At 39.0% G+C, this 23,482-nt stretch carries 27 protein-coding genes and 8 pseudogenes; 16 read left to right on the top strand and 19 right to left on the bottom strand.

Annotated elements, in window-relative coordinates:
- Positions 1–121: 121 nt before the first annotated feature.
- From G4D76_RS09210 to G4D76_RS09195, 4 genes and pseudogenes are all read left to right on the top strand, one after another.
- Positions 122–735: pseudogene (locus G4D76_RS09210) on the top strand (LysE/ArgO family amino acid transporter).
- 17 nt (positions 736–752) lie between these two features.
- A complete protein-coding gene (locus G4D76_RS09205) occupies positions 753–1,283 on the top strand; it encodes a helix-hairpin-helix domain-containing protein (protein ID WP_213809727.1) in 531 nt (176 codons plus the stop codon).
- Between the two features lie 65 nt (positions 1,284–1,348).
- Positions 1,349–1,702, top strand: coding sequence for a DoxX family protein (locus G4D76_RS09200; RefSeq protein WP_213809726.1), 354 nt, complete (start codon positions 1,349–1,351; stop codon positions 1,700–1,702).
- Between the two features lie 14 nt (positions 1,703–1,716).
- Positions 1,717–2,181: an SRPBCC family protein gene (locus G4D76_RS09195; RefSeq protein ID WP_213809725.1), complete on the top strand. Its 465-nt coding sequence runs from the start codon at positions 1,717–1,719 to the stop codon at positions 2,179–2,181.
- 34 nt (positions 2,182–2,215) lie between these two features.
- Here the strand turns inward: G4D76_RS09195 and G4D76_RS09190 are convergent, their stop codons facing one another.
- The 4 genes and pseudogenes from G4D76_RS09190 to G4D76_RS09175 all read right to left on the bottom strand — a co-directional run bounded on the left by G4D76_RS09190 (position 2,216) and on the right by G4D76_RS09175 (position 4,658).
- The gene (locus tag G4D76_RS09190; RefSeq protein ID WP_213809724.1) at positions 2,216–2,557 is read right to left on the bottom strand and encodes a DMT family transporter; all 342 of its coding nucleotides are present in this window, start codon (positions 2,555–2,557) and stop codon (positions 2,216–2,218) included.
- Positions 2,558–2,568: 11 nt separating this feature from the next.
- Complete coding sequence (locus G4D76_RS09185; RefSeq protein WP_250129880.1) at positions 2,569–2,886, bottom strand: SMR family transporter; 318 nt, start codon at positions 2,884–2,886, stop codon at positions 2,569–2,571.
- 48 nt (positions 2,887–2,934) lie between these two features.
- Positions 2,935–3,596: pseudogene (locus G4D76_RS09180) on the bottom strand (ABC transporter ATP-binding protein).
- A gap of 12 nt (positions 3,597–3,608) precedes the next feature.
- Complete coding sequence (locus G4D76_RS09175) at positions 3,609–4,658, bottom strand: ABC transporter permease (RefSeq protein WP_213809722.1); 1,050 nt, start codon at positions 4,656–4,658, stop codon at positions 3,609–3,611.
- 225 nt (positions 4,659–4,883) lie between these two features.
- Here G4D76_RS09175 and G4D76_RS09170 point away from each other — a divergent pair, with 225 nt between their 5' ends.
- The 4 genes from G4D76_RS09170 (at position 4,884) to G4D76_RS09155 (ending at position 7,548) form a co-directional block, all read left to right on the top strand.
- Positions 4,884–5,087 (top strand): helix-turn-helix transcriptional regulator, encoded by a 204-nt coding sequence (locus tag G4D76_RS09170; RefSeq protein ID WP_026859462.1) that lies wholly within the window; start codon positions 4,884–4,886, stop codon positions 5,085–5,087.
- Positions 5,088–5,780: a DUF3169 family protein gene (locus tag G4D76_RS09165; RefSeq protein WP_213809721.1), complete on the top strand. Its 693-nt coding sequence runs from the start codon at positions 5,088–5,090 to the stop codon at positions 5,778–5,780.
- Between the two features lie 183 nt (positions 5,781–5,963).
- Positions 5,964–7,364: a YfcC family protein gene (locus G4D76_RS09160; RefSeq protein WP_213809720.1), complete on the top strand. Its 1,401-nt coding sequence runs from the start codon at positions 5,964–5,966 to the stop codon at positions 7,362–7,364.
- 25 nt (positions 7,365–7,389) lie between these two features.
- Positions 7,390–7,548, top strand: a complete 159-nt coding sequence (locus G4D76_RS09155; protein ID WP_169516125.1) for a hypothetical protein — start codon at positions 7,390–7,392, stop codon at positions 7,546–7,548.
- A gap of 364 nt (positions 7,549–7,912) precedes the next feature.
- Here the strand turns inward: G4D76_RS09155 and hisIE are convergent, their stop codons facing one another.
- The 13 genes and pseudogenes from hisIE to G4D76_RS09105 form a co-directional block, all read right to left on the bottom strand.
- The gene (gene hisIE / locus G4D76_RS09150; protein WP_213809719.1) at positions 7,913–8,545 is read right to left on the bottom strand and encodes a bifunctional phosphoribosyl-AMP cyclohydrolase/phosphoribosyl-ATP diphosphatase HisIE; all 633 of its coding nucleotides are present in this window, start codon (positions 8,543–8,545) and stop codon (positions 7,913–7,915) included.
- Positions 8,545–9,301: pseudogene (hisF, locus tag G4D76_RS09145) on the bottom strand (imidazole glycerol phosphate synthase subunit HisF). Before hisF ends, hisIE begins: the two are co-directional and overlap by 1 nt.
- Positions 9,298–9,435: a HisA/HisF-related TIM barrel protein gene (locus tag G4D76_RS16030; protein ID WP_256440453.1), complete on the bottom strand. Its 138-nt coding sequence runs from the start codon at positions 9,433–9,435 to the stop codon at positions 9,298–9,300. Before G4D76_RS16030 ends, hisF begins: the two are co-directional and overlap by 4 nt.
- A gap of 53 nt (positions 9,436–9,488) precedes the next feature.
- The gene (locus tag G4D76_RS09140; RefSeq protein ID WP_256440452.1) at positions 9,489–9,932 is read right to left on the bottom strand and encodes a HisA/HisF-related TIM barrel protein; all 444 of its coding nucleotides are present in this window, start codon (positions 9,930–9,932) and stop codon (positions 9,489–9,491) included.
- 56 nt (positions 9,933–9,988) lie between these two features.
- Positions 9,989–10,563 (bottom strand): annotated as a pseudogene (gene hisH / locus G4D76_RS09135) (imidazole glycerol phosphate synthase subunit HisH).
- Positions 10,560–11,144 carry an imidazoleglycerol-phosphate dehydratase HisB gene (gene hisB, locus G4D76_RS09130; RefSeq protein ID WP_213809718.1) on the bottom strand — a complete coding sequence of 195 codons (585 nt, stop codon included), beginning with the start codon at positions 11,142–11,144 and terminating at the stop codon, positions 10,560–10,562. Before hisB ends, hisH begins: the two are co-directional and overlap by 4 nt.
- Positions 11,137–11,571, bottom strand: a complete 435-nt coding sequence (locus G4D76_RS09125) for an aminotransferase class I/II-fold pyridoxal phosphate-dependent enzyme (protein ID WP_213809717.1) — start codon at positions 11,569–11,571, stop codon at positions 11,137–11,139. The genes hisB and G4D76_RS09125 overlap by 8 nt, the downstream gene beginning before the upstream one ends.
- Positions 11,568–11,675 (bottom strand): hypothetical protein, encoded by a 108-nt coding sequence (locus G4D76_RS16910; RefSeq protein WP_371814462.1) that lies wholly within the window; start codon positions 11,673–11,675, stop codon positions 11,568–11,570. Before G4D76_RS16910 ends, G4D76_RS09125 begins: the two co-directional genes overlap by 4 nt.
- 110 nt (positions 11,676–11,785) lie before the next feature.
- Entirely contained in the window at positions 11,786–11,935 is a 150-nt protein-coding gene (locus tag G4D76_RS09120; RefSeq protein WP_213809716.1) for a hypothetical protein, read from the bottom strand.
- Between the two features lie 313 nt (positions 11,936–12,248).
- A complete protein-coding gene (locus G4D76_RS15075) occupies positions 12,249–12,434 on the bottom strand; it encodes a hypothetical protein (protein WP_250129879.1) in 186 nt (61 codons plus the stop codon).
- A gap of 110 nt (positions 12,435–12,544) precedes the next feature.
- Positions 12,545–13,340 (bottom strand): annotated as a pseudogene (gene hisD, locus G4D76_RS09115) (histidinol dehydrogenase).
- Positions 13,337–13,940 (bottom strand): annotated as a pseudogene (gene hisG, locus G4D76_RS16905) (ATP phosphoribosyltransferase). Before hisG ends, hisD begins: the two co-directional pseudogenes overlap by 4 nt.
- Positions 13,937–14,743, bottom strand: coding sequence for an ATP phosphoribosyltransferase regulatory subunit (locus tag G4D76_RS09105; RefSeq protein ID WP_213809715.1), 807 nt, complete (start codon positions 14,741–14,743; stop codon positions 13,937–13,939). The pseudogene hisG and the gene G4D76_RS09105 overlap by 4 nt, the downstream one beginning before the upstream one ends.
- A gap of 141 nt (positions 14,744–14,884) precedes the next feature.
- Here G4D76_RS09105 and G4D76_RS09100 point away from each other — a divergent pair, with 141 nt between their 5' ends.
- From G4D76_RS09100 to G4D76_RS09095, 3 genes are all read left to right on the top strand, one after another.
- On the top strand, positions 14,885–15,172 hold the full coding sequence (locus tag G4D76_RS09100) for a YerC/YecD family TrpR-related protein (RefSeq protein WP_213809714.1): 288 nt from the start codon (positions 14,885–14,887) through the stop codon (positions 15,170–15,172).
- A gap of 178 nt (positions 15,173–15,350) precedes the next feature.
- Entirely contained in the window at positions 15,351–15,581 is a 231-nt protein-coding gene (locus G4D76_RS16015) for an acyltransferase family protein (RefSeq protein WP_256440449.1), read from the top strand.
- A 47-nt stretch (positions 15,582–15,628) separates the two neighbouring features.
- Positions 15,629–16,246, top strand: a complete 618-nt coding sequence (locus G4D76_RS09095) for an acyltransferase family protein (protein WP_256440448.1) — start codon at positions 15,629–15,631, stop codon at positions 16,244–16,246.
- A gap of 189 nt (positions 16,247–16,435) precedes the next feature.
- On the opposite strand, the gene G4D76_RS09090 is transcribed toward G4D76_RS09095, so the two are convergent.
- Positions 16,436–17,245 carry a PepSY domain-containing protein gene (locus tag G4D76_RS09090; protein ID WP_213809713.1) on the bottom strand — a complete coding sequence of 270 codons (810 nt, stop codon included), beginning with the start codon at positions 17,243–17,245 and terminating at the stop codon, positions 16,436–16,438.
- Positions 17,246–17,395: 150 nt separating this feature from the next.
- On the opposite strand from G4D76_RS09090, the pseudogene G4D76_RS09085 reads away from it, so the two are divergent.
- Positions 17,396–19,275 (top strand): annotated as a pseudogene (locus G4D76_RS09085) (fructose-1,6-bisphosphatase).
- 138 nt (positions 19,276–19,413) lie between these two features.
- Here G4D76_RS09085 and G4D76_RS09080 read toward each other — a convergent pair.
- Entirely contained in the window at positions 19,414–20,142 is a 729-nt protein-coding gene (locus tag G4D76_RS09080; protein ID WP_213809712.1) for an SDR family NAD(P)-dependent oxidoreductase, read from the bottom strand.
- A 231-nt stretch (positions 20,143–20,373) separates the two neighbouring features.
- On the opposite strand from G4D76_RS09080, the gene G4D76_RS09075 reads away from it, so the two are divergent.
- From G4D76_RS09075 to G4D76_RS09060, 4 genes and pseudogenes are all read left to right on the top strand, one after another.
- Positions 20,374–21,435, top strand: a complete 1,062-nt coding sequence (locus G4D76_RS09075) for a hypothetical protein (RefSeq protein WP_213809711.1) — start codon at positions 20,374–20,376, stop codon at positions 21,433–21,435.
- 23 nt (positions 21,436–21,458) lie between these two features.
- Complete coding sequence (locus G4D76_RS09070; protein WP_213809710.1) at positions 21,459–21,818, top strand: hypothetical protein; 360 nt, start codon at positions 21,459–21,461, stop codon at positions 21,816–21,818.
- Positions 21,819–21,840: 22 nt separating this feature from the next.
- Positions 21,841–22,560, top strand: coding sequence for a hypothetical protein (locus G4D76_RS09065; RefSeq protein WP_213809709.1), 720 nt, complete (start codon positions 21,841–21,843; stop codon positions 22,558–22,560).
- Between the two features lie 68 nt (positions 22,561–22,628).
- Positions 22,629–23,469, top strand: a pseudogene (locus G4D76_RS09060) (aldo/keto reductase).
- The last annotated feature ends 13 nt before the right edge of the window (positions 23,470–23,482 follow it).

Genomic DNA, 23,482 nt, shown 5'->3' with positions numbered 1-23,482 from the left:
TTTATATCTATTATAGAAAACGCTTCCATATTTTACAAACTAATTTAAAAATTCTCTATTGTATGTCTTTAGGAAATACATTAGTCTTAACTTACTTATTTACAGTCAGGAGAATCAATATATGCTCACTGCATTTCTGCACGGTTTCATTCTGTCAGCAGGATTAATACTGCCGCCAGGCGCTCAAAATGTATTTTTAATTAACCAGGGTGCCAATCATAAAAAGTTCATTCATGCACTGCCGGCTGTAATAACTGCCGGGCTCAGTGACACATTGCTGATCATCCTTTCTGTCGCCGGTGTTTCATTAATCATTTTATCGATTCCGGCACTGCAGCTCGCAATGTATATTATCGGATTTCTATTCTAAGCTACATGGCAAAATCACTATGGTTTACAAAACCTGAGACTGCTAAAGCACCTGTAAAACTCACACCGTATAAGCAGATTGCCTATGCATTATCTGTTTCTTTATTAAATCCGCACGCTATACTCGATACTGCTGGTATTATTGGCACTAACTCCACTGCATATACAGGCAGCGCTCTCGTTGTATTTACTTTGTCTTGTATCGCTGTGTCATGGATTGCTTTTGTGATTCTGGTGCTTTTCGGCAGAATAATAGGGGATTTCGACAGCAATGGTAAAATTACCGGATATATTAATAAAACATCTGCTGTCGTTATATTTATTATCGCCTGTTTTATTCTGATAAATATTATTAAAATGATTTGATTTATGGAGGATTGTTTATGACGAATATCCCGAATATAGGAAAGCCGGCAGCAAATGCTCTGTCTAACATTGGCATTACTGAACTGGAACAGCTCAGCCAGATCGATGAAAAGAATCTCTTAAAAATTCATGGCATCGGTCCTAAGGCTGTGAGTATTCTTAAACAGGCTTTGGCAGACTCTAATTTAAAATTTAATAAAGGTGAGATATTGCCTTATTCACCGTACTTTGCAGTTCTCGGCAGCCTCGGGTGCAATAATGCACCTAAAAGAGAAGTCATACGCGATTTTTTGATCGGCAGCTTTGGAAAGAACAAACAAACTGTTTCAGAGTTATGCAATAAGGACTTTAATACAAATTTTAACGTACCTGAGAAAAGTATCAGCTCTCTCGAAATAATCACTATTATTACTCACGGCAAAGAAGGGGCGGCAGAAGTAATTGCAATCACTGCCGATAGTGAAAAGCACTGCTTTGCATTTTTTATTAACTTCGAAAATCATAGAAAAGATGCAAAAATTAAAGCCCTCAGCACCTATTCAAAATAATTGAGTTATCGAAAGCTTAATCAGGGTAAATATAATATCAACTTTATGAAAGAAGAGGAATTAGCATGAAGACTATTATGCGATACATACTTGCTGCTGTTTTCGGCATTGCAGGTGTTGCACACTTTACACGTACAGAGGGTTTTACAAATATCGTTCCGCATTATTTACCGTTTAAAGATTTCATCGTTAAAGCAAGCGGTGTGGCAGAATTGATTATCAGTTTCTTTCTATTAATAAGACGTCCAGGGAATTTTTTTAAAAAAATCATTAACAGTTTCCTGGTGCTCGTGCTTCCAGCCAATATCTACATGGCTCAAAGATCACTGCCGCTCGGCAGTATTGATGTACCAAAACCTCTGCTCTGGGCCAGAGTACCATTGCAGTTCGTCCTAATTAAAATTGTAAATAAATTATAAAGAGGTAATTTAATATGCAGACTTCGTATCATATGAAAGATAATAATATATATCAAAAAGTGATTACCCGAATTGACAGCAGTCCCGAAAATATTTTTGCGTACTTAGGAACAACAAAAGGAATTCAGCAGTGGTTTCCCGAGCTGTCGTTCAAAGGAACAGAACGGCTGCTCTTTGATCTTGAAAATGATGAATTTGAAGATATGGAGATTTTTCGTTATGAAAACCCGAAGTTCATTCATTTTGCATGGGCTGAAGGCGAAGTAGAAATTCTGCTTGATGGTGATAGAGATAACACACAGCTTGTTCTTAATGAACGGCTGCCTGCAGCATTCGAAAATGCTGCACGTGATTTTTCGGGCTGGCAGTTCAAAGTGAAAAGTATAAAAAATATCGCAGAGCACGGTGAACCTGCGGAAATGGACAGACAGTATTTTGAATCTGTCCAAAAAGATATAGAAGAAATCTTAAAATTATAATAAAAAAGGATAATGACCTCGTCATTATCCTTTTTTACTGTACAGTTTCTTTATCTTCCTTTTTAGATATGTTCATCACTATCACACCAAGAATAATTACGCATAGCCCTAGAATATTAACTGCCGACAGATGTTCATTAAATATAAACACACCGATAAGTCCCGCACCGGCAGTACCTAATCCTGCCCAGACACTGTATGCGATACTAAGCGGAATTGTTTTAAGTGCTCCAATTAGAAATGTAAATGACAGCCCAAAACAGATAAACATAATAACCGTCGGAGTAACATTAGTGAAACCGTTCGATAAATTCAGCATAGTAGTCCCGGTCACTTCAAAAACAATGGCACCCATTAAAAATAATGCTGCTTTCATTACAACACCTCCTATACCCTCATTAAAATAAGACCGATAATTAAAATTATAATTCCAATAACAGTCGTTGGCCTGATTTCTTCTTTAAATATCGCAAAGCCGATTATCGCAGTGAGCATTGTACCGACACCGCTCCAGGCTGCATATGCAAAACTCAGCGGCAATGTTAATAGTGCCAGTGACAGCATATAGAATGCCAGCGCATAACCTGCGACTATTCCTATAATTGCTTTTTTAGAATTATTAACTGCGGTGACTTTCATCATGCTTGAACCAAAAACTTCAGATATAATTGCACCTGCTAAATATACAAGTCCCAAATAATTCACCTCTTAAAATTTAAAAACACATTCTGATTTTTAGAATGTGTTTTTACGTTAATCCTGCTTCTCTAATATACCATCTGTCATTTTATACACCGCATCACAATACTCAGTTAAGCGTTCATCATGAGTAACGATAATACATGTCTTCATACGCTGTTCTGTTTCTTCTTTTAAAATCTGCATTACTTTCAAGGCATTCTCTGTATCTAAAGATGCTGTCGGCTCATCTGCCAGAATAATGCTTGGGTTTGTATATAATGATTTTGCAATCGCTACACGCTGTTTCTGGCCGCCTGATATTTCACTCGGCAGCTGTTTTTTCACTTTCGTTAAAGAAAGTTTTTCAAATAGTTCATCCAGTTCGCTGTCAGCCATTACATCTTTTTTAGATTTTTTCAAGAGCTGAAACTGCTGTTTAACTGAAAGAAAAGGCACCAGGTTGCTTGCCTGCAGAATAAAGCCGATTTCATTCAATCTCAAATTAGCAAGTTCTTTACTCTGCCTGAAATACTTTGACCATTAATTTTAACATCGCCCTCGGTCGGCGTTTGAAGCGCACCTGCGATTGTTAAAAAAGTACTCTTTCCTGAACCTGAAGGTCCGATAATTGCGATGCACTCACCTTTATTAAAAGTAATCGATGTATTCTTGACCGCTTCTATCGTCTGGTCTCCATCTTTGAATGATTTTATAACATTTTCAAATTTAAGCATTATTTTCTCCTCCTATCCAATTGCTTTTAACGGATCGACTTTCCGCACGCTGATGACTGAGAACAAACTTCCGAGCATCGCAACTGCAATAAGTACAACCATATAAATAATCATCGTTAAGTAATTAAACTCAATCGGTACTGCGGGAGGTAGGAATAGACCTGTCAGGAATGTTAATCCCAAGCCGATTACGGTTCCTATTACTGCAATAATAAATGTTTGTGCCAGTACCGTTCTTGCAAGATAACCGTTTGAAAAGCCCTGTGCCTTTAACACACCAAATAGACTTGTTTTCTGTAGTGTCAGTACATATAAGAATATGCCGATTACTGCTGCTGAAATAATAAACAGGAAAATAATCATAAAGTTCAGCGTTAAGTTTTGAGCAGTATAGCCTGGAAGACTCTCTATAAACTCCTCAATTTCCAGCGCTTCAAGTTCATCATTAACTTCAGTATTTTGCCAGTCAGCATCACGAACAACCAGTGCATTAATGATATCTTCACTCAGCATCGGATTAAGTTTTTCGATTGTTTTATTATCCGTAAATAATATTGATGATGCACTGTATTTAGCACTTTCGGTAAAGCCTGTCAAAGTCAGTACTTCATCGCTGTTTGATAATGTCAGCTCATCACCGACTTCAAAGCCCGTTTCTTTTAATGAATAATCTGCCACGACTTCATTTTCTATTTCAGCTTGTTCACCCTCTGTGAGTTCCGGCAGGAAGAATGAATCTTCTTCTATGCCGAAAACAAAAGCATTCTCTTCAATCTCGCCGTTTGATGCAATAACTGAATGCTGTTTCAATGTTGCCTGTTCCTCAAACAGACCTTCGACATCATCTTCAGCTATCATAGACTGCTGAATTGTCTGGTTGGCTTCATCATTTAAAATGATTGCATCTGATTCCCATTGATCGACAGCTTCTCTGTTCAAATCCATCAAACCGCTCGCCAGCCCTGATAACAGAAACAGCAGGTAGCTGATCATCACAAGGACTCCGATAATTAAACTGAACTTCAGCTTATTTCTTATCATTTCATTCCATGCTAAAAACATTAGATTACCCCTTCTCGGTTATCGACTTCATTCAAATTTATATCTTATCCATTATAAACTTTTCATTAGAGTAAGCATTGATGTTAAATCAACAATATTATGTTTTTTATCTTCTTGACAAGTATACTTATATTTTTGACAAGTAAAGTTGTCAAAAAGACAAATAAGTGTTACATTATAAATACAGAATATATATGTATCTAAAAAAGAAGCGAAGGTGAAGCTATGAAAACAAGATTGCGTGAACTGCGCGCCAGGGACAGTTTAAACCAGACCCAGCTCTCAAAACTTGCTAAAGTATCACGGCAAACAATCAGCTTAATCGAACGCGAAGAGTATATTCCATCGCTGTTAATTGCAAAACGAATGGCTAAGATATTTAACGAACCGATCGAGAATATTTTTATATTCGATGAGGAGGAGTTATAAATGAAATTCTTATTAAAAATGCTGCTGTATGCCGCAATCGGTTTTGCCGCAGGTTATCTGACACTGGAACTGCTTTACGGAAGAAATTCGGAGGGCTTATTGGAAACTATCTACTTCTGGCTGAGTATCGTAATGATTGTACTCGCTGCTGCACTGCTTGTATATGCATTTATACGCCGCAAAAAACTGATTAAAATGACTAAAGATAATAATAGAAAAGTAGATGACGATGACTTTGATGTATACAGCTATAATACATTCAATGTTGTTACAGTTGCCACAGCAGTACCATTAGTATTGTCACTTATGGCACTTGCAATTCAAGCCTTAGCTGCAGAAAGCCCTTGGCTTGTCGCGCTGACGATAGTATTGGTGTTCGTTTCAATGTTTATGAGTTTCCAGGCATCAGCACTGGTTAATATTATCTATCCGGATAAAGATTTACCGGAAATTTCCGATAAAAAATACGCAGAGAAATTGTTTGCCGCTTCAGATGAAGGTGAGATATTCATTATGGCGAAAGCACTATACCGCTCGTGGACACTGACCAGCACTATGCTGTTCTTGGCTCTCATCTTCATGATTTTCTATTCATTTATCACGGAAGAATCTCAAATTTTCAGTATTGTAATCATCGGATTTATTATGATTATAAGTCAGCTGAAATATGCATATGAAATTAGAGAGAAATAATCGCTTAAAAGTTCCCGCTGAATAACGGGGACTTTTTATTTTCTGGAAAAAATTTCACTTTTATATATTTTAATTGAAATAATCAGCCTAAATTGAATTTATATTAATATTTCTGAATATTTTGTGTATAATAACATTTATGTAATAACTTGTCTTATATCAAAAAAATCGGAGGGCTTTTGAATGAACGAAAGTAAACCAAAACGAAAATTTGTTATGCCGCACATTTACGTAATACTCTTTACCTTAATTACTTTATCTGTAATAGCCACTTACATAGTGCCCGCGGGTTCTTATGATAGAGAAGAAGTTGACGGCCGCTCAGTAATCATCCCGGACACATTCAGCTATGCTGAACAAACACCGGTGGGCATTCTGGAATTTATGACAGCAATACCGAGAGGTGTTGAACAGACGGTTGCTATCATCTTCGGTATTATGGCCATTGGTGCTCTATTCAGAGTTATTGAGAAAGCAGGCATAATTGATGTAATACTCAATTTCCTGATCCGGTCATTTGGCAATAAAGGAATGCTGATCATTCCGACAATAGTTATTCCTTTAGCACTATTTGTAGCGCTGACGGGCAATATAGAATCATCACTGATATTCTTACCTGCTCTGCTTCCTTTATTTTTACGGCTTGGCTATGACCGTATGGCTGCCACCGGCACTGTCTTAATGGCTACAGTTGTCGGTTTTGCCGTCGCAATTACAGCACCGGCTAACCTCGGGACAGCGCAGACAATTGCAGAGCTGCCTCTTTATTCAGGAATCGGTTTCCGTTTAATTATCCTTGCAGTAATGCTTGCTGTTGGTATATTGTTTATCATCTTTTATATTAAAAAAGTTCAGAAAGACCCTGCAAAAACTTTAATTACTGATAATGTGGACAATTCTCAGTTTATTAAAGATGAAACTGACAGTCCTGAACTCAGCACACGTACTTATGTAGGAACAGGTATCTTTATTCTTGCACTAGGATTTATGCTGTTTGGCATTTTTCAGTATCAATGGTACTTTATCGAACTTGCCGGTTTTTACTTATTCGCAGGTATTGTCAGCGGACTTGTCGCTGGCCTTAAGCCTTCAGGTATTGCTGAAGCAATGAATGAAGGTATTCAGAATATTGTTCTGGGAGCATTAATCGTCGGGGTTGCCCGTGCTATTTCCGTAGTTCTTGAAGACGGTGCTATCTTAGATACTGTTGTTTACGGCTTAAGCATTATTGTTACTATGATTCCCGAAACATTTGTACCGGTAGCTATGATGGTGACCCAAGGCTTGCTTAACTTTGTAATTCCATCCGGAAGCGGGCAGGCAGCGGCAACAATGCCGATTATGGTCGGCCTTGTTGATTTAACAGATATGACAAGACAGACTGCAGTTCTCGCATTCCAGTTTGGGGACGGATTCTCAAATATCTTCTACCCAACTTCAGGATATTTTATGGCTGCACTCGCTATTGCTAAAATAAAGTATACGGACTGGATTAAATTTATTTGGCCGCTCTTATTAATATGGTATGGTCTAGGTGCTGTGTTCCTGATTATTGCTTATTTTATAAATTGGGGACCATTTTAAAATTTAGTAAATAAGGTGAGAATTCATGAGATGTGGTACGAAACGATTTGAAATTATTGTAGAAAAAGATAACAGAATAGCAACGCAGGAAATCTGCGCCCGTGATCAAATCGATGCACGAAAAATATGCCGCCGCATGTTCGGTGAAGATGAACATATTATTTCTGTCAGAAGAAAAAAGTAGTGTATTTGAAGATAAAGATTTATAAGCCGCTAGAAATCTCGTTCGCTGAGATTTCTAGCGGTTTTGCTGTTAGGTTATTGATTGGGATTCCTATGAAACGGGCTCATCGAATTCCTAAACGCTGCGGGTTTCTATGAAATAAGTTCATCGAATTTCTAAACGCTGCGGGTTTCTATGAAACGAGCTCATCGAGTTCCTAAACGCTGCGGGTTTCTATGAAACAAACTCATCGAATTCCTAGACGCTGCGGATTCCTATGAAACAAACTCATCGAATTCCTAAACACTGCGGGTTTCTATGAAACAAGCTCATCGAATTCCGGCAGCAAAAAAGCGGAGAACAGAACAGTTCTCCGCTTCACTATTTACGTTAGCCTACCATTTTTGAATGTCGTCACGAATACTGTATTCCTGTTTCCACCATGACGTTCTTCGAGTTTTTTCTCGACATCTTTCAGCGATACACCTTCGTTATTCAGCATGACCAGCAGATGATATAAAAGATCGCTCGTCTCATCGACGAGTTCCTTTTTTTCTTTATTTTTTGCCGCGATAACGACTTCCGTCATCTCCTCACCGCATTTTTTCAAAATTTTATCTGCGCCTTTATCAGTTAAGTATTTAGTGTAAGAGCCTTCTTCAGGGTTCTTAATTTTCTCCTGTACTGTCCGTTCCAGCGTCTGCAGGCTAAAGTAGTCATCACTGAAGCAGCTTCTTGTGCCCGTATGACATGTCGGACCGTGCGGTACAACTTCAATCAGCAGTGCGTCCTTGTCGCAGTCTAGTTTCATCGATACGACTTCCTGTACATTGCCGCTCGATTCTCCTTTTTTCCATAACCGTTCTTTTGAACGTGAGTAAAACCAGACCACTTTGTCAGTCTTCGTTTTCTCAAATGCTTCTTCATTCATAAAGCCGTTCATCAGTACTTGTTTTGTGTTTGTATCCTGCAGTATTACTGATAATAGGCCGTTATTTTTACTGAAATCAGGATTCACTATAAACGCACCTCGATTCCATTGTCTAAAAGTTCCTGCTTTAACTCGCCGATATTAACCTCTTCTCTGTGGAATATTGAAGCAGCAAGTCCTGCAGATACATTCGTATTCTGAAACAAATCGACAAAATGATTAATATTCCCTGCACCGCCGCTTGCAATAACAGGTATATTGACAGCATTCGCAGCCTGTTTAAGGAATTGCGTATCAAAGCCTGATTTCACACCGTCGTGATCCATGCTGGTAATAAGCAGTTCTCCTGCACCAGCCGCTTCTCCTTCAACAATCCAGTCCAGAGCTTTAATTTCAGTTTTTTTCGTACCGCCATGAGTATATACATAATAATCTCCAACTTGATTATCGTATTTCACATCCACCGCGAGTACAATACACTGGCTGCCGAATCGTCCGCTCGATTCTTTGATAATATCCGGGTTTTCAATAGCAGCAGAGTTGATACTTATTTTATCGGCCCCTGCATCCAGGAGCTGTTTAATATCTTCAATTTTTCTAATACCGCCGCCTATAGTCAGAGGGATAAAGAGCTCTCTGGCCGTGTCCCGGATAACATCGAGCATCAACTCATGACCTTCCTGTGTTTTGGAAATATCAAGAAAAACAAGTTCATCGGCACCTTCCTGATTATATCGTTTAGCCAGTTCTGCCGGCTTTCCAATATGCTCAAGGTCAATAAAGTTAACCCCTTTGACTACTGCTCCATCTTTAACATCCAGCTATTATTCTCTTTTTAATCATTTGATGCCCTCCCAAAACTTATCGTTATGACTTGCTTTTCCAACTATTGCTTCAGTTATCCCAAGACTCTCAAGCTTATCGAGGTCAGCTTTATTTCTTATACCGCCGCTTGCAACAACTTTATGGCGGGTCATAATTAACTCGTGCAGTATTTTCAAAGTTCGGGCCAAGACCCATACCGTCTTTATTAATATCGGTATATAATACCGGCAAGACTGAAATCTTCGACAGTTTTTAAATAGTCATCTATTAAAATACCGCTGTTTTCTGTCCAGCCATTGATGTAAATATCGTTCTCTTTTGCATCCACACCGACAAATATTTTCCCGGGAAATAGTTCTGAGGCTTCTTTAAGCCAGGCCACATCTGTAATCGCGCGTGTCCCTAATATAAAATATTCAACACCTATGTCATGATACTGTTTAATGGTTTCAAGCGACCTCAATCCTCCGCCTATTTCAAAGGGCAGTGAAGACTGGCCAACAAGTTCTTTTACGAGATTCGACTCCAGCGCTTGTTTCTTTAAGGCACCCATCAGATCAACGACATGAATACGCTGAACCGATTCAAATCCAGCATAGAATTCCAGCGCCTCGTGAGGTGTTTTTTTTCTGGGACTGTTTATAATCACCTTGTGATAAGGTACATTTTGTCCATCAAAAATCTATAGCTGGAATTATCTTCACTTTAAAAACTCCCCTCTAAAGCATTTTTTAGAATAAATAAACCTGTTTCTCCGGATTTCTCAGGATGAAATTGTATACCGGTAATATTTTCTTTTTTAACTATCGCCGGTATATTTGAGTTATAGTCGGTCTCGGCAATAGTATACTCGGATTCAGAAACCTTATAACTGTGTATAAAATAAACATCTTTCCATTCAAAGATTGATAATTGCTGGTCAGCGTGTTCCACCCCAGATGAGGAATTGTCAAATCAGTATCTATCCTCGCGATACGCCCTTTCAATATACCGAGACCGTCCGCATTACCTTCTTCACTATGCTCAAATAAAAGCTGCATTCCAAGACAGATGCCGATCAGCCGTTTATATTTACTCAGCTCAATAATCATATCTTTCAGTCCGGAAGTATTTATAATATTCATAGCGTAGCCAAAATGTCCCACCCCGGGTAGAATAATTGCTTCACATGAGGAAAGTACATTTTTATCTTTTGTGATTACTGACTCATAACCCAGTTTTTTTAAAGCATTTACAAGATTCCCCGTATTCCCAAGAGAATAATCAATAATACCTATCATTCAATCACACCTTTTGAAGAGGGTACACCGCTATCTGAAAGCTGCAGTGCAATTTTCAGGCTGCGTGCAAAGCCTTTGAATATCGCTTCGATTTCATGGTGAGAGTTGCCGCCTTTTAAAAGGTCGATATGAAGAGTCATCCGCGAATTCATTGAGACTGCATTAAAGAACTCTTCTGTAAGTTCCGTATCAAAATCGCCAACCTTCTCTCTTGAGATGACAGCCTTATAGCTGAGGTGAGGTCTGCCGGATAAATCCAGCACAACACGCGCCAGTGATTCGTCCATCGGCAGATACATCGAACCGTATCTTTGATAGCTTTCTTTTTCAGCATACAGCTCTCTCAGCAGCTGGCCGAGCACTATACCGATATCTTCAACGGTATGGTGACCGTCGATGTGCAGATCGCCTTCTGCCTGAATGTTCACGTACAGTTCGGAGTGAAAGCTGAACAGCGTCAGCATATGATCAAAAAAACCGATGCCTGTATTTATTTCCGACTCTTTGAAGTCTTGTTCATCATCTATTTCAATACTTATTTTCGTTTCTTTAGTCTCTCTGTCTTTACTGTACTTAGTCATGTGATTTACCCCACTCTGTAATCAGTTCTTTCAGCTTCGGATACTCATCTTCATCGATAATTGAATAGCGCACGACATTTCGCAGATTTTCTTCGTCGTACACTCTGCCTCTGTAGCCATTTTTATAAAGATATTCATATAATTCTCTTGCCTTGTCACCGTAATAAACAAAATTCGTATGTGACGGTTTAATTTTAATATGACGGCGTACTGTTTCAAAAGCATCAACAAGCGACTGTTGCAGCTGTTTCTGATAGTCGAACCATTCGTCCAGCTGTTTATCATCACTGAGCAGCTCACTGCCGAGGTTTAAAGTTAAACTGTTTAATGGATACGGATGATTAATTCTCGTAATAGTGTCGTAAGTTTTCCCTTTCGCGATGACGATACCGATTCTTAAACCTGCTAGACCGTATACTTTGCTCATCGTTCGCACAATGATAATATGCTCGCCTTCAGGACGACAGACGATCCCAGTGCAAATTCTCCGTATGCCTCATCGATTACTAAGTATCCTCCGACAGATTTCATTGCATCTGCAAGTTCATTAATAAAATGACTCGGCAGGATACGCCCGTCGGATTATGCGGATTTGAAAAATAAAGATACTGACGGCTTTTGCTTTTTAATTTCTGAAATCGTTAAATCATAATCGTACGAAAATCTTCACGAGACGGCACTGAGTAGTAACGCAATCCAATCTGATTAGTATAAATCTGATACATGAAGAAATCGGGATTCAGAGACATGACACCATTTTTCCCAAGTGTCATAATCTCTTCTGCAGCCATTCATCAGAACCGTTAGCTACTTCAATATTCTCAGGGTTAAACCCATTACGCTTCGCATATATTCTTTAAAGCGCTCCAGTTCTACTTCCGGATATACTTCAACGTTTGTTTTACTGACCGCCTCTATAATTTGTTCTTTCGAAAGCGGTGACTTCGTGATGTATTTTGTCCATGCTGATCATTATCGCTCCGTTCTAATGTTTAATGATTCATAATGGGCGTCCAGCCCTTCTTTTTTTGCAATTGTCTTCGCAGCATCTGCGATATGATTAATGTACCTCTTTAGGTTAATAATTGCATGACTTGTTAAAAATCATTCACATTCAGGCCGTGGCTGAAGCGCCCGGTCTGGTTCGTCGGCAGCACGTGCACGGTCCAGCTGCATAGTCACCGATTGCTTCCGTCCGGGAATATTTGCCGATAAAACCGCACCAGCATAACGTATACCCCTGCTGATTTCCTGTTCATCACGGTCTGGATTGATACGTGTTCCGGGCAATAAAGTTAATCACATCAATCAGTTCTTTTCTGTTATCGACGATTTGATAATATTGTTTTTCAGTGATTCACGAATAACATCTGTCCTCACTTGAGAGTCGATCAGACGATTTACTTCAGCTTGGATCCATCAATTACCTCCTGTGATTCCGCAATCAGGAAAGTCCGTGCATTCACATCGTGCTCCGCCTGAGCAAAAATATCATAGGCGGCGGCTGTATAATCCGCTGACTCATCAACATAAAGCAAGATTTCACTTGGACCGGCGATCATATCTATACCGACATCGCCGAACACTTGCTTTTTAGCGAGTGCTACATACTTATTACCAGGACCGACAATCTTATCGACTTTCTCAATAGACTCTGTACCGTAAGCCAGTGCAGCGATTGCCTGAGCGCCGCCCACCGTATAAACTTCCGTTACGCCCGCAATATACAGGGCGGCGAATGTAATGTTGTCGTTGCTGAATGTCGGCGTTACAGCAACGATATTTCGAACGCCTGCCGCTGCCGCTGGAACAGCTGTCATCAATACACTTGAAGGATATAACGCTGTCCCTCCAGGAATAAATACCAATTCTTTCGAGCGGGTGATAGACATAGGAAAACTCGCCATCTTCATAATCTTTATATTTTATCGACTGCTGATAATCAGCTATTCGTTCTTTTATTAACAGCAGTGCATTCTGTTCTTCTTCATTTAAACTGTCGAAACTGTTTTTCAGTTTTTCTGCAGACACTTTAAAATCTTCCACCTGCTGCCCGTCAAACTGTGCAGTATACTTTTTTAAGGCAGCATCTTTATTTTGTTTAACATCTTCTATGATAGAAAGTACATTGTCGGTGCTTTCTAAATCTGTACTGTCATCCGCTGTAAATATTTGTTTAAACGTTTTTGTATTCATTCAATCACTCCGATTTCACTTAAAAATTCATAGATACTGTCTTCTTTCGTATAGAACGTCTGCTTGTTAGCAATCAGACGCGCCTGTACATCGAGGATCTTTTCATATTCAATCAGGCCGTTATCGCGCAATGTGTTTCCTGTCTGGACGATATCCACAATACCGTCTGCCAGACCGAGAATTGGTGCTAGTTCAACAGAACCATTTAAATGAATCAGCGAAACCGGCTGCTGCTGGCTGTTAAAATACTTGCGGGCAATATTAGTATTTAGATGCAACCGTATTAAAATGTTCGACATCCGGCGGTCCTGCTAAAGCAAAATGACATTTCCCAAAAGGCAGTTCAGATACATTTAAATAGCTGAACACTTCTTCTTCAATTATGTCACTGCCGACGATACCGATATCCGCGACGCCGCGTTCAACATATACCGGAACATCCGGCCCTTTCGCGAAGATGAAACGAATATCGTCTACTATTGTATAAAGTGCACGCGATTCATCTTTTAACACTTTGCTGTATTTATATAGCTCATATTTTTCTAAATAGGACACGAAATCATCAAATAAACGTCCTTTGGATAAAGCTACTGTAATCATAAAAGTCCTCCGTCTGCTAAATTTAAAGCGATGCCGAATGAATTACTGTTATATTCTCCGCCGCTCAGTATCGGTGTGTTTGAATTTAAAAATGCCTGGAAGTACAAACCGTTATAGTAATTTTGCGGTGATCGGAATGACAAATCCAAAATGAACTTCGTATTGTTATCCGCAATTTTTTCTTTTAAATGAGCAATTGCCTGCATAATTTCTGTATCGCCAAAAACTTCTCCGACCATTTTAAACTGGTCGCTGACTTTTGCACTCATTATTTTATATAAATCATGATCTTTCCCGAGCTGCTGGCGCAGCGCTGATATATTCTTCGTGTATATCAGCTGGCGCACTGTGTCCCGCAGATCATATTTTTCAATGAATAAATCTAATAGCTGATCATTATTAATGACCAGTGTTTTAATATTTATTTCTGCACATTCTTCAACAAAATTCATATGCATCAGGAGCGCATCAATAATGTCATTTTCTGTTGCCTGATAAATCTCGACGCCTGCCTGATAGAACGATTCATTCTCTCTGACAACAGGACCGAAATAACCGAAACGTGTATCATTTGAATAAAAATTACTGTTGAAATTTAACAAGGTACGCGTCCAGTCACTGCGGATTGCATACATTGTATTATTTCTTTCAAAAACAACACTCGTCGGATGATGATATTTATCATCTATTGAAAAAGGTTCTATCATATTCATATCAACTAATGTATAGCCCGAATCATCAAGCAGCCCCAGATACTTTTGTCCCAGAGCAAGCCTTTCTAAAATGAAATTGTTGTTTGTCATATATATTCTCCTTTAGCACTTTAGCGAGATAAAGAGTTGCCAATAAATAATAGTAACAAAGATATTTCAGATACACAACCATTTTCTTTATCACTTTAGTATGTTAAAGTGATATTATCCTATTACTACGGAGTTGAAGCTATGCAAATAGATAAATTAAAAGGACAGGAACTCGATGATCTATTCGATGGAATCCTATCGCTTAAGACGAAAGAAGACTGCTATAAGTTTTTTGATGATATTTGCACTTCCAATGAACTCGTTGCATTAAAGCAGCGTTTTCAGGTCGCAAAGCTCATTGATGAGGGCAAGACGTATTCTAAAGTCCAGGATAAAACCGGCGCTTCGAGCGCTACGGTATCGCGTGTAAAACGATGCCTGGATTACGGCAGTGACGGCTATCGTACCGTTCTGGACAGATTAAAATAACGCTGTGCGTTACGGCAGTTAAAACAGTTGTGAACATGTGTTCACAGCTGTTTTTTAATTCAGCCGCTTTATATTTGAATTCATCAGCCGTCATGATATATAGTGATTCAATCATTGAAAACACCGCAAAATACTGAGAGTATGTATAAAGCTCTTTAGGACTATGAGGGATATCATAATGGCTGAAAAGAAAAGATTTACTGAAATTGATGCACTAAGAGGCATTGCCGCGATTGTCGTCGTACTCTATCACTACATCATTCTGTACGATGAAAAATTCGGGCATTCAAAAGAAAACTATATAGAAATATTTTCCTACGGACATTATGGTGTCCAGCTGTTTTTTATAATCAGCGGCTTCGTGATTTACATGTCTGTACTTAAAGTAAAATCAACATCTGACTTTTAACGAAAAGAGCAATTAGGCTGTATCCGACTTATATTTTTGCGATTATCGTGACCGCTCTCGTTGTCGGTCTGTCGTCTGTCGATACGCTTAAAGCAGGTGTTGCCGATACTTTTATTAACATGACGATGTTCCAGGACTTCTTCGGCGCTAAGAATGTCGATGGTGTTTACTGGTCACTGCGTGTGGAACTAACTTTTTATCTCTTAATGGCGCTGCTTCTAATATTTAATCTGCAGAAGAGAGTCATGTTGTTTACAAGTATCTGGCTCGGAGCTTCTGCACTGATACAAATTACCAACGGCATTGCAGGCACCGAAACAACTGCTCTTCTAGAGAAATTCTCAATGTCCAACTACTGCCAGATGTTTATTATTGGTATTATGTTTTATTATATTTGGCAGCACGGCAATTATCTTAAATACTATTTGATGATTACTCTGTCGCTCATTTATGACTTTTCATTTGAAGGTATGACTAACGGCTTATTCACTATATTCTTCATAGCAGTATTTTATCTGATATTGAATAATAAAATGCAGTGGCTGAAATCCGATACACTCGTCTATCTCGGCGCACTGTCTTTCCCCTTATATTTAATACACCAGAACATCGGCTATGTAATTATCCAGAAACTCGAGTCTATGGGATTCGTCCATGAAGTCTGATTGTCCCGCTCGGCCTAAGCCTTATTCTTGCCCACATAATTCTGTATTATGTGGAAAAGCCAAGTCATAATGTGCTGTTTAAACTTTATAAAGAAAGACAGCTGGCAATGCCGAATATCTAAATATGTAAAAGAAAACGCCTTGAAATTCAAGGCGTTTTGAGGTACTTGCTTAAGTGTATTAAAAAGTTTAGTCATCCTGTTCACTTTCAAGTATTTCCAATGTCTCAGCATTAATTTTATATTCATATGCCTGATTTTCATAGACAAGATCGATATTGTACTCAGCTACGCCGTCATCCATACTTAACGACCATTCTTTAACTTCTCCGCCGCCAAGGTCAGCGATAGCTTCATCGATTGCATCGTATGCTTCGTTTAATGAACCGTAATCGACAACGTCATTCTGATCATCGTTATCATCATCGTCTTCCTGTTCTGTTCTTACATCCAGAACTTCTTCTGTGTCATGATTAACAACAACTTCAGATTCTTTACTGCCGTTATTTAAATCAACTTTATAAACCCATTCTTCTCCATTATGTTCAAAAGAAATCTCGTGGATATCGCCTTCTGCTTCTCCTTCAGCTATAGAGATAGCGTCATCTGCATTCATGCTGATATCTTCCAGTGCGATTGTCGTGCTGTTTGTCATACTGCTGTCAGAACCAGTGTTATTCGATGACCCTTCGGTTTCAGTACTTTCGCTTTCTTCTGTATCAGTATTAGAGTCGCTGGAGCCTGCCGGATCCGCGGCTGTACTTGTATCAGTTTCTTCACCGCCGTCTGCGCTTTCATCCGGAGTATTCTCATCCGTTGCAGCATCCTTCTCGGAACCGCCGTATTCAGTACTTGTTTCCTGCTCGTCTTCCGATGCTTCTTCTTCGACTATAGGTCCGCCTTCAGTTTCAGTCGTATCCGTGTTCGCATCTTCTTCACCACTGCAGGCCGCCAAAATTAAACTCGAAGACAGCAGCAATCCAAATATTTTTATTTTCATTATGAATTCTCCTTTCAACGTCTTTACTTTATTAATATCCTGTTGCATTTACCGACAAACATTTTTTCTAAAGTGATAAACCATTTATCATTTATACAGTTATGGATATAATAGAGATATTATGAGTTTTAACTATAGGAGTGTTAAACAGTGACTGTATCAGACAACAGTAATGCAGATTATAAATCACGCTATTTTCAGCTGCTGGCTGAAAAATTTAATTCAGAAGAAAAAGTTGCGACTGAAATTATAAATTTGGAATCTATTTTAGAGTTGCCCAAAGGGACAGAACATTTTGTCAGTGATTTGCACGGAGAGTTCCAGTCATTCCAGCACGTGCTTAGAAACGGCTCCGGCAATGTTAAAGTGAAAATTGAAGACTTGCTGAAAGATCGTTTGACGGATGCTGAACTCAGCGAACTTGCTGCGCTTGTTTATTATCCGGAGGAAAAATTAAAGCTGATTAAAAATCAGTTTACAGATAAAGATGAATTAACTGAATGGTACAAAGCAAAAATTGAACAGCTGATAGAACTTATCGCACATTCTTCTTCAAAATATACGCGTTCTAAATTGCGTAAAGCATTGCCTCAGCACTTTGCCTACATTATTGAAGAATTACTGTATAAAAAAGATGAGCACGATAACAAAAAACGATATTACGACCGTATTTTAAATGAGATTATCGGCCTCGGTCAGGCTGATAAATTAATTGTCGGTCTGGCTTTCACAATTCAGAGACTCGTCGTCGACCACCTGCATGTCGTTGGAGATATATACGACCGCGGGCCTGAGCCTGATAAAATCATGGATACTTTAATCGATTATCACTCTGTCGATATTCAATGGGGAAATCACGATGTACTCTGGCTTGGCGCTTTTGCTGGCTCTAAGGTGTGTCTGGCTAATATTATCCGTATCTGTGCGCGCTACAACAATCTCGATATTATCGAAGATGCCTACGGCATAAATCTGCGGCCGCTGTTTACGCTGGCAGATAAATATTATGATGATAACTCCGCTTTTCACCCGAAAAAAACATCTGACAAAGTTTTATCGGATGAGGAACATCTGCAGATGACAAAAGTTCAGCAGGCAATATCTATTATCCAGTTTAAACTCGAAGCACCGATTATAAAAAGACGCCCGAATTTTGAGATGCATGACCGCTTAGTCCTTGAGAATATTAATTACGAGACGATGGAATACACTGTTGATGGACACACTTATAAGCTTGAAAATACATGCTTCAACACAGTAGATCCAACTAATCCTTCAGCACTTACCAAAGAGGAAACCGACGTTATGAATACGCTTCTTATCTCAGTTCAGCAATCAGAAAAACTTAAGCGTCATATGAATTTCATGATGAAAAAAGGCAGTCTGTACTTGCGTTATAACGGTAATCTGCTGATTCACGGCTGTATTCCTGTCACTGAAAACTGTGACATGGAAGGTATGGAAATAAATGGTGAAGTCTATTACGGCAGAGAACTGCTCGATCAGTTCGAAAACTATTTACGGCATGCATTCACGAATCTGGATGACACCGAAGACCTCGCTACCGATTTAATCTGGTATTTATGGACCGGTAAAAAGTCATCTCTGTTCGGTAAACGTGCAATGACGACGTTTGAAAGATACTTTATCAGCGACAAACAACACATAAAGAAGATAAAAACCCGTACTATTATTTACGCGAACAACCCGAGATGGCAAAGACATTCTTAAAAGAATTCGCTCTGGATCCTGAAGAAGCCCACATTATAAACGGACACACACCAGTTAAAGAAAAAGAAGGTGAAAATCCGATTAAAGCTGACGGAAAACTGATTGTTATAGACGGCGGTTTTTCAAAAGCCTATCAATCCACGACGGGTATTGCCGGATATACGCTGCTGTTTAACTCCTACGGCATGCAGCTGGTTGCCCATCAGGAATTTAATTCAAAAGACAAAGTGCTGGAAAATGAATCCGATGTACTCGCAGTCAGAAGAATCGTCGATGAAGAACTCGAACGTAAAAAGTAAGAGATACCGAAATCGGTAAACGTCTGAGATATGAAATCGATATGCTGAAAGACTTAATGAAACACCGTTATATCAATTAATTATTACCAGGGAAAAACAACGCTCACAGCAATCTGTGAGCGTTGTTTTAACGTTATATTATTGTGCTGTAAACCCGCCGTCTACAGTTAAAGTGTTTGCTGTCATAAATGATGAATCATCTGATGCTAAGAATAATGCTGCTTTAGCCATTTCTTCAGATGTACCTAGACGTCCAATCGGCGTACTTCCAGCCAATGCTTCCTTCACTTCTGACGGGATAATCGGTGTATCGATGAAGCCCGGGCATAAGGCGTTTACTCTAATATTTTCTTTCGCATACTCAACACCTAGTGAACGCGTTAAGTTAATCACGCCGCCTTTTGCTGCGTTATAAGCAGCACTGCCTGCTGCACCAATCCATCCGTACATTGACGCTGTGTTAATAATGTTACCGCTGCCCTGTTCACGGAAGTAATCGATTGCCAATTTAGAGAATAGGAATACTGCATCTAAATCCACATTGACCGTTTTACGATATTCAGCATAAGATACTTCGTGTGTCGGTTTCGTTGCACCGATACCTGCGTTATTGAACAGAATATCTACACGTCCAAATTTCTCTATTGTCTTATCAAATACTCTTTTAGCATCTTCTTCACTCGTTACATCTGCCTGGACAAAAATTGTGTCTCCGCCAAATTCTTCTGCAACTTTATTTCCTTTGCTTTCATCCAAATCGACGAGGACTAATTTCGCTCCCTCTTTATTGAATAACTCTGCTGAAGCTTTACCGATTCCTGAAATACCACCTGTGATAACGACGACTTTATCTTGTAATTTTGCCATTGTATTACCTCCAAAATGATTTTCTTTCTTAATTACATTGTATCATTTAAATTTTCTGATAATACCGTAATAACCGCTGAAATTAATATGTGAAATTGTTCACATTGAACAAAAATATCTTTAAACTGTGTAAAAACGGGTAATACTTCATAGACATATCATTTACATAAATCATCTCAGAAAGGAGATTTCCATGACTTCTATTACAGTAGGTCTAATCCGGCTCCCGGTATGTCGCGGACTCTGATTGAAAAAATTATTGATGACCTGCCCGAGTTCGCCGGAGAGTTTGTCGATAAAAGCTGCACATTTAAATTTGAAGTTGAAGTCAGTCCTTTGGCGAGTTCGTCGGAATACATTAACGAAACAATTCACAGAATCGTTAAGATAAAAGAAAATAATGGCTGGGATTATGTCATCGGTGTTACTGACCTGCCAAGCTTGTCTGACAATAGAGTGGTCGTATCTGAGTTCGATTCACAAAAATCAGCCTCATTGCTTTCGCTTCCTGCACTTGGTTTCTTTTTTGTAAAAAGAAAATTAAGAAAGATGGTGACACATCATCTGGAATATTTGTATAAATATAATGAAGACAGCACGTCATTCAGCTCAAGTGAGTTATCTTCCCCGACAGTAATGAATATTTCCCGGGAAACTCCACCGGAAGACAATGAAAGTACCAACCGTTATATTATAAAGTCTTATATTATTGGCTGGCTGAAAATCATTCTGGGGATGACCTACATCAACGAACCGTGGTCTATTGTTACCAACTTTAAAACACTGGTGTCACTGGCTTTTGCTACAGGAACATATATTGCGATATTTTCAACACCTTGGGAACTCAGTTTAGATTATCAGCCATGGCGGCTGATTGTTTTAATGCTATTTTCTATTACGGGTATGGTGTTCTGGCTAATATATGCTCATAATTTATGGCAGGGTTCATCAACAAAAACAGCAGCTCATTACCGCCTGCTTTATAACCTGACAACATTTATGACACTTCTGTTCGTTACAGTAGCCAACTACGGCATTCTTTTTATCCTGCTTACAATATCAGTTACGATGTTTGTTCCTCCTGAGATTTTTAATGAGTGGACACAGGCTAATGAGAATTTCACGGCAATGAATTATATAAACCTGATCTGGTTTACAACTTCTCTCGGTATGCTCGCAGGTGCACTCGGCTCTACCGCCGAAAGCGAGGATAAAATTCGCAATGTAACTTATTCATACCGGCAAAGCTACAGGTACAACAAACTCCAAGAAGAAGATAATGATTCCAGCTAAGAATTTAGTAGAGGAGGCAAACTATGATTCGTGTAGGGTTAATCGTGGCCCCTGGAACGGCTAACAATATAGTAAATAAAATAGAAAACGAACTGGTAGAAGATTTTAAAAAACAGATATCTGCTGCTGATGAGTGGGAAATTGATATTATCGTCGATCCTTTGACTGGCGAAACAGAGTTCACCAATCAAATTTATTCAAAAACAGATGAATATCTGCGTGAAAATGACTGGAATTTTTTAATCAGTATTACAGATTTACCATTATTTTATAAAGATAAGGCTGTAGTTATAGATATCGACAGTTCTGACTGTGCTGCCATGATGTCTATTCCAGCATTTGGATGGCGTCCTCTGAAGAAGAGAATGAAAACTGCAAATTAATACATTAGTTATTATTAACAAGATGAATAATAATGACACTGATATTGAAGAGGAATGCCGTGAATTAAAAAATATGTTCACATTATCAAAACTGAAACACACAGAAGACTATTTCGAAGACTCAAAAACTGAACATCTTCTATTTCATATGAATTCTAAAATTCGAGGCACTGTGAGACTGGTCAGCGGAATGACTTTTGCAAATAATCCATATAATATGATGCAGAGTTTAAGCGGTGTAACGGCGATTGCATTTGCCACCGGTGCATTCGGTATAATTTTTTCGACCATGTGGAATCTGAGCTATCTGTTTCCCACCTGGCGTTTAGTTGCAATTTCAGTCTTATCAATTTTTGGCATGCTGTTCTGGATTATCATTTCCCACGATTTATGGGAACAATTTAAAGAAGGTGAAAGTAAAAAACTTACCTCTCTCTATAACAGCACCACATTGCTGACGCTGTTTATATCGTTGTTGTTTTACTATTTACTCCTGTATCTTCTATTCTTATCTGCCGCGGTAACATTGCTGCCGCCTGACTTTGTTGCGAAAACTATTCAGGCTGAGCATATCGGAGTCAGATTTTACCTGGAACTTGCCTGGTTTGCAGCCTCTCTAACAACAGTGGCCGGAGCGATTGGTGCCGGATTCCAGGATAAGCAGGTTATTCAGGAAAGCACTTACGGTTACCGGCAGCGAATGAGGTATCAGAAAAATGAAGAAGAAAACGGCGAGTCATAGTTTTGTTTTAATAATTTAAAGAGTGGTAAACAATATAATGAAGCTAATATCAGAAAAGGATGAGTGTAATGTCAAATAATATTCCTGTTTTTAAAATGCACGATGGATATAAAATCCCGGCTGTCGGTTTTGGCACATCAAGTGTTCTCGGCAAGAGCGGTGCAGAGAGTGTTGAAAATGCTCTGAAAAACGGCTATCGTTTAATCGATACTGCCATTCGCTATGAAAATGAAGGGGCTGTCGGCGAAGGTATACGTCGCAGTTCTGTTCCTAGAGAAGAAGTTTTCGTAACTTCAAAACTCCGGGGCGGTTTGTACGATTACGACAGAGCACTTGCTGCAATTGAAGAATCACTGTTTCGTACAGGATTGGAATACTTTGATTTATTTCTCCTGCACTGGCCAAATCCAAAACAGGATAAATATACCGAGGCATGGAAAGCACTAATCCAGGCTCAGAAAAATGGCTATGTCCGATCAATCGGAGTATCTAATTTTGAACCTGCACATATTAATCGTCTCATCGATGAAACTAGTGTAAAACCGGCTGTGAACCAAATTGAATTACATCCTTACTTTAATCAAAAAGAACTGAGAGAGTTTAATAAGGAACACGACATTATTACCGAATCATGGAGTCCGCTATCCAGAGCAAGAACGGTTATATGATGAGACATTAAAACAATTAGCTGAAAATAAAAATAAAGAAATTGCTCAGGTTATTCTCCGCTGGCATTATCAGCATGGTGTACTTCCAATACCAAAAGCATCCAGCTCCGAACATCAGCAGGCAAATTTAAATATTTTCGACTTTGAACTTACGGAAGTTGAGATGCAGGAAATTGATTCTCTTACTCAGGAAGAAGGACGGATTGATAATCAGAACCCTAATGAGTATGAAGAATTTTAACTGACGATATTCC

Source organism: Jeotgalicoccus sp. WY2, from assembly GCF_018437745.1.
In the GTDB taxonomy this organism is placed as follows: Bacteria; Bacillota; Bacilli; order Staphylococcales; family Salinicoccaceae; genus Jeotgalicoccus; species Jeotgalicoccus psychrophilus.
This window is presented reverse-complemented; position numbering and strand designations above follow the sequence as displayed.

Coding starts and splice junctions, on each gene's coding strand:
- hisB (WP_213809718.1), bottom strand. CDS start 11,144: ATGACTAAGTACAGTAAAGACAGAGAGACTAAAGAAACGAAAATAAGT.
- G4D76_RS09120 (WP_213809716.1), bottom strand. CDS start 11,935: ATGGCTGCAGAAGAGATTATGACACTTGGGAAAAATGGTGTCATGTCT.
- G4D76_RS09170 (WP_026859462.1), top strand. CDS start 4,884: ATGAAAACAAGATTGCGTGAACTGCGCGCCAGGGACAGTTTAAACCAG.
- G4D76_RS09175 (WP_213809722.1), bottom strand. CDS start 4,658: ATGTTTTTAGCATGGAATGAAATGATAAGAAATAAGCTGAAGTTCAGT.
- G4D76_RS09105 (WP_213809715.1), bottom strand. CDS start 14,743: ATGACAAACAACAATTTCATTTTAGAAAGGCTTGCTCTGGGACAAAAG.
- G4D76_RS16015 (WP_256440449.1), top strand. CDS start 15,351: ATGGCTGAAAAGAAAAGATTTACTGAAATTGATGCACTAAGAGGCATT.
- G4D76_RS09125 (WP_213809717.1), bottom strand. CDS start 11,571: ATGAGCAAAGTATACGGTCTAGCAGGTTTAAGAATCGGTATCGTCATC.
- G4D76_RS09195 (WP_213809725.1), top strand. CDS start 1,717: ATGCAGACTTCGTATCATATGAAAGATAATAATATATATCAAAAAGTG.
- G4D76_RS09080 (WP_213809712.1), bottom strand. CDS start 20,142: ATGGCAAAATTACAAGATAAAGTCGTCGTTATCACAGGTGGTATTTCA.
- G4D76_RS09165 (WP_213809721.1), top strand. CDS start 5,088: ATGAAATTCTTATTAAAAATGCTGCTGTATGCCGCAATCGGTTTTGCC.
- G4D76_RS09090 (WP_213809713.1), bottom strand. CDS start 17,245: ATGAAAATAAAAATATTTGGATTGCTGCTGTCTTCGAGTTTAATTTTG.
- G4D76_RS16030 (WP_256440453.1), bottom strand. CDS start 9,435: ATGACCCGCCATAAAGTTGTTGCAAGCGGCGGTATAAGAAATAAAGCT.
- G4D76_RS09075 (WP_213809711.1), top strand. CDS start 20,374: ATGTCGCGGACTCTGATTGAAAAAATTATTGATGACCTGCCCGAGTTC.
- G4D76_RS16910 (WP_371814462.1), bottom strand. CDS start 11,675: ATGAAATCTGTCGGAGGATACTTAGTAATCGATGAGGCATACGGAGAA.
- G4D76_RS09155 (WP_169516125.1), top strand. CDS start 7,390: ATGAGATGTGGTACGAAACGATTTGAAATTATTGTAGAAAAAGATAAC.
- G4D76_RS09190 (WP_213809724.1), bottom strand. CDS start 2,557: ATGAAAGCAGCATTATTTTTAATGGGTGCCATTGTTTTTGAAGTGACC.
- G4D76_RS09205 (WP_213809727.1), top strand. CDS start 753: ATGACGAATATCCCGAATATAGGAAAGCCGGCAGCAAATGCTCTGTCT.
- G4D76_RS09070 (WP_213809710.1), top strand. CDS start 21,459: ATGATTCGTGTAGGGTTAATCGTGGCCCCTGGAACGGCTAACAATATA.
- G4D76_RS09160 (WP_213809720.1), top strand. CDS start 5,964: ATGAACGAAAGTAAACCAAAACGAAAATTTGTTATGCCGCACATTTAC.
- G4D76_RS09200 (WP_213809726.1), top strand. CDS start 1,349: ATGAAGACTATTATGCGATACATACTTGCTGCTGTTTTCGGCATTGCA.
- G4D76_RS09065 (WP_213809709.1), top strand. CDS start 21,841: ATGAATAATAATGACACTGATATTGAAGAGGAATGCCGTGAATTAAAA.
- G4D76_RS09100 (WP_213809714.1), top strand. CDS start 14,885: ATGCAAATAGATAAATTAAAAGGACAGGAACTCGATGATCTATTCGAT.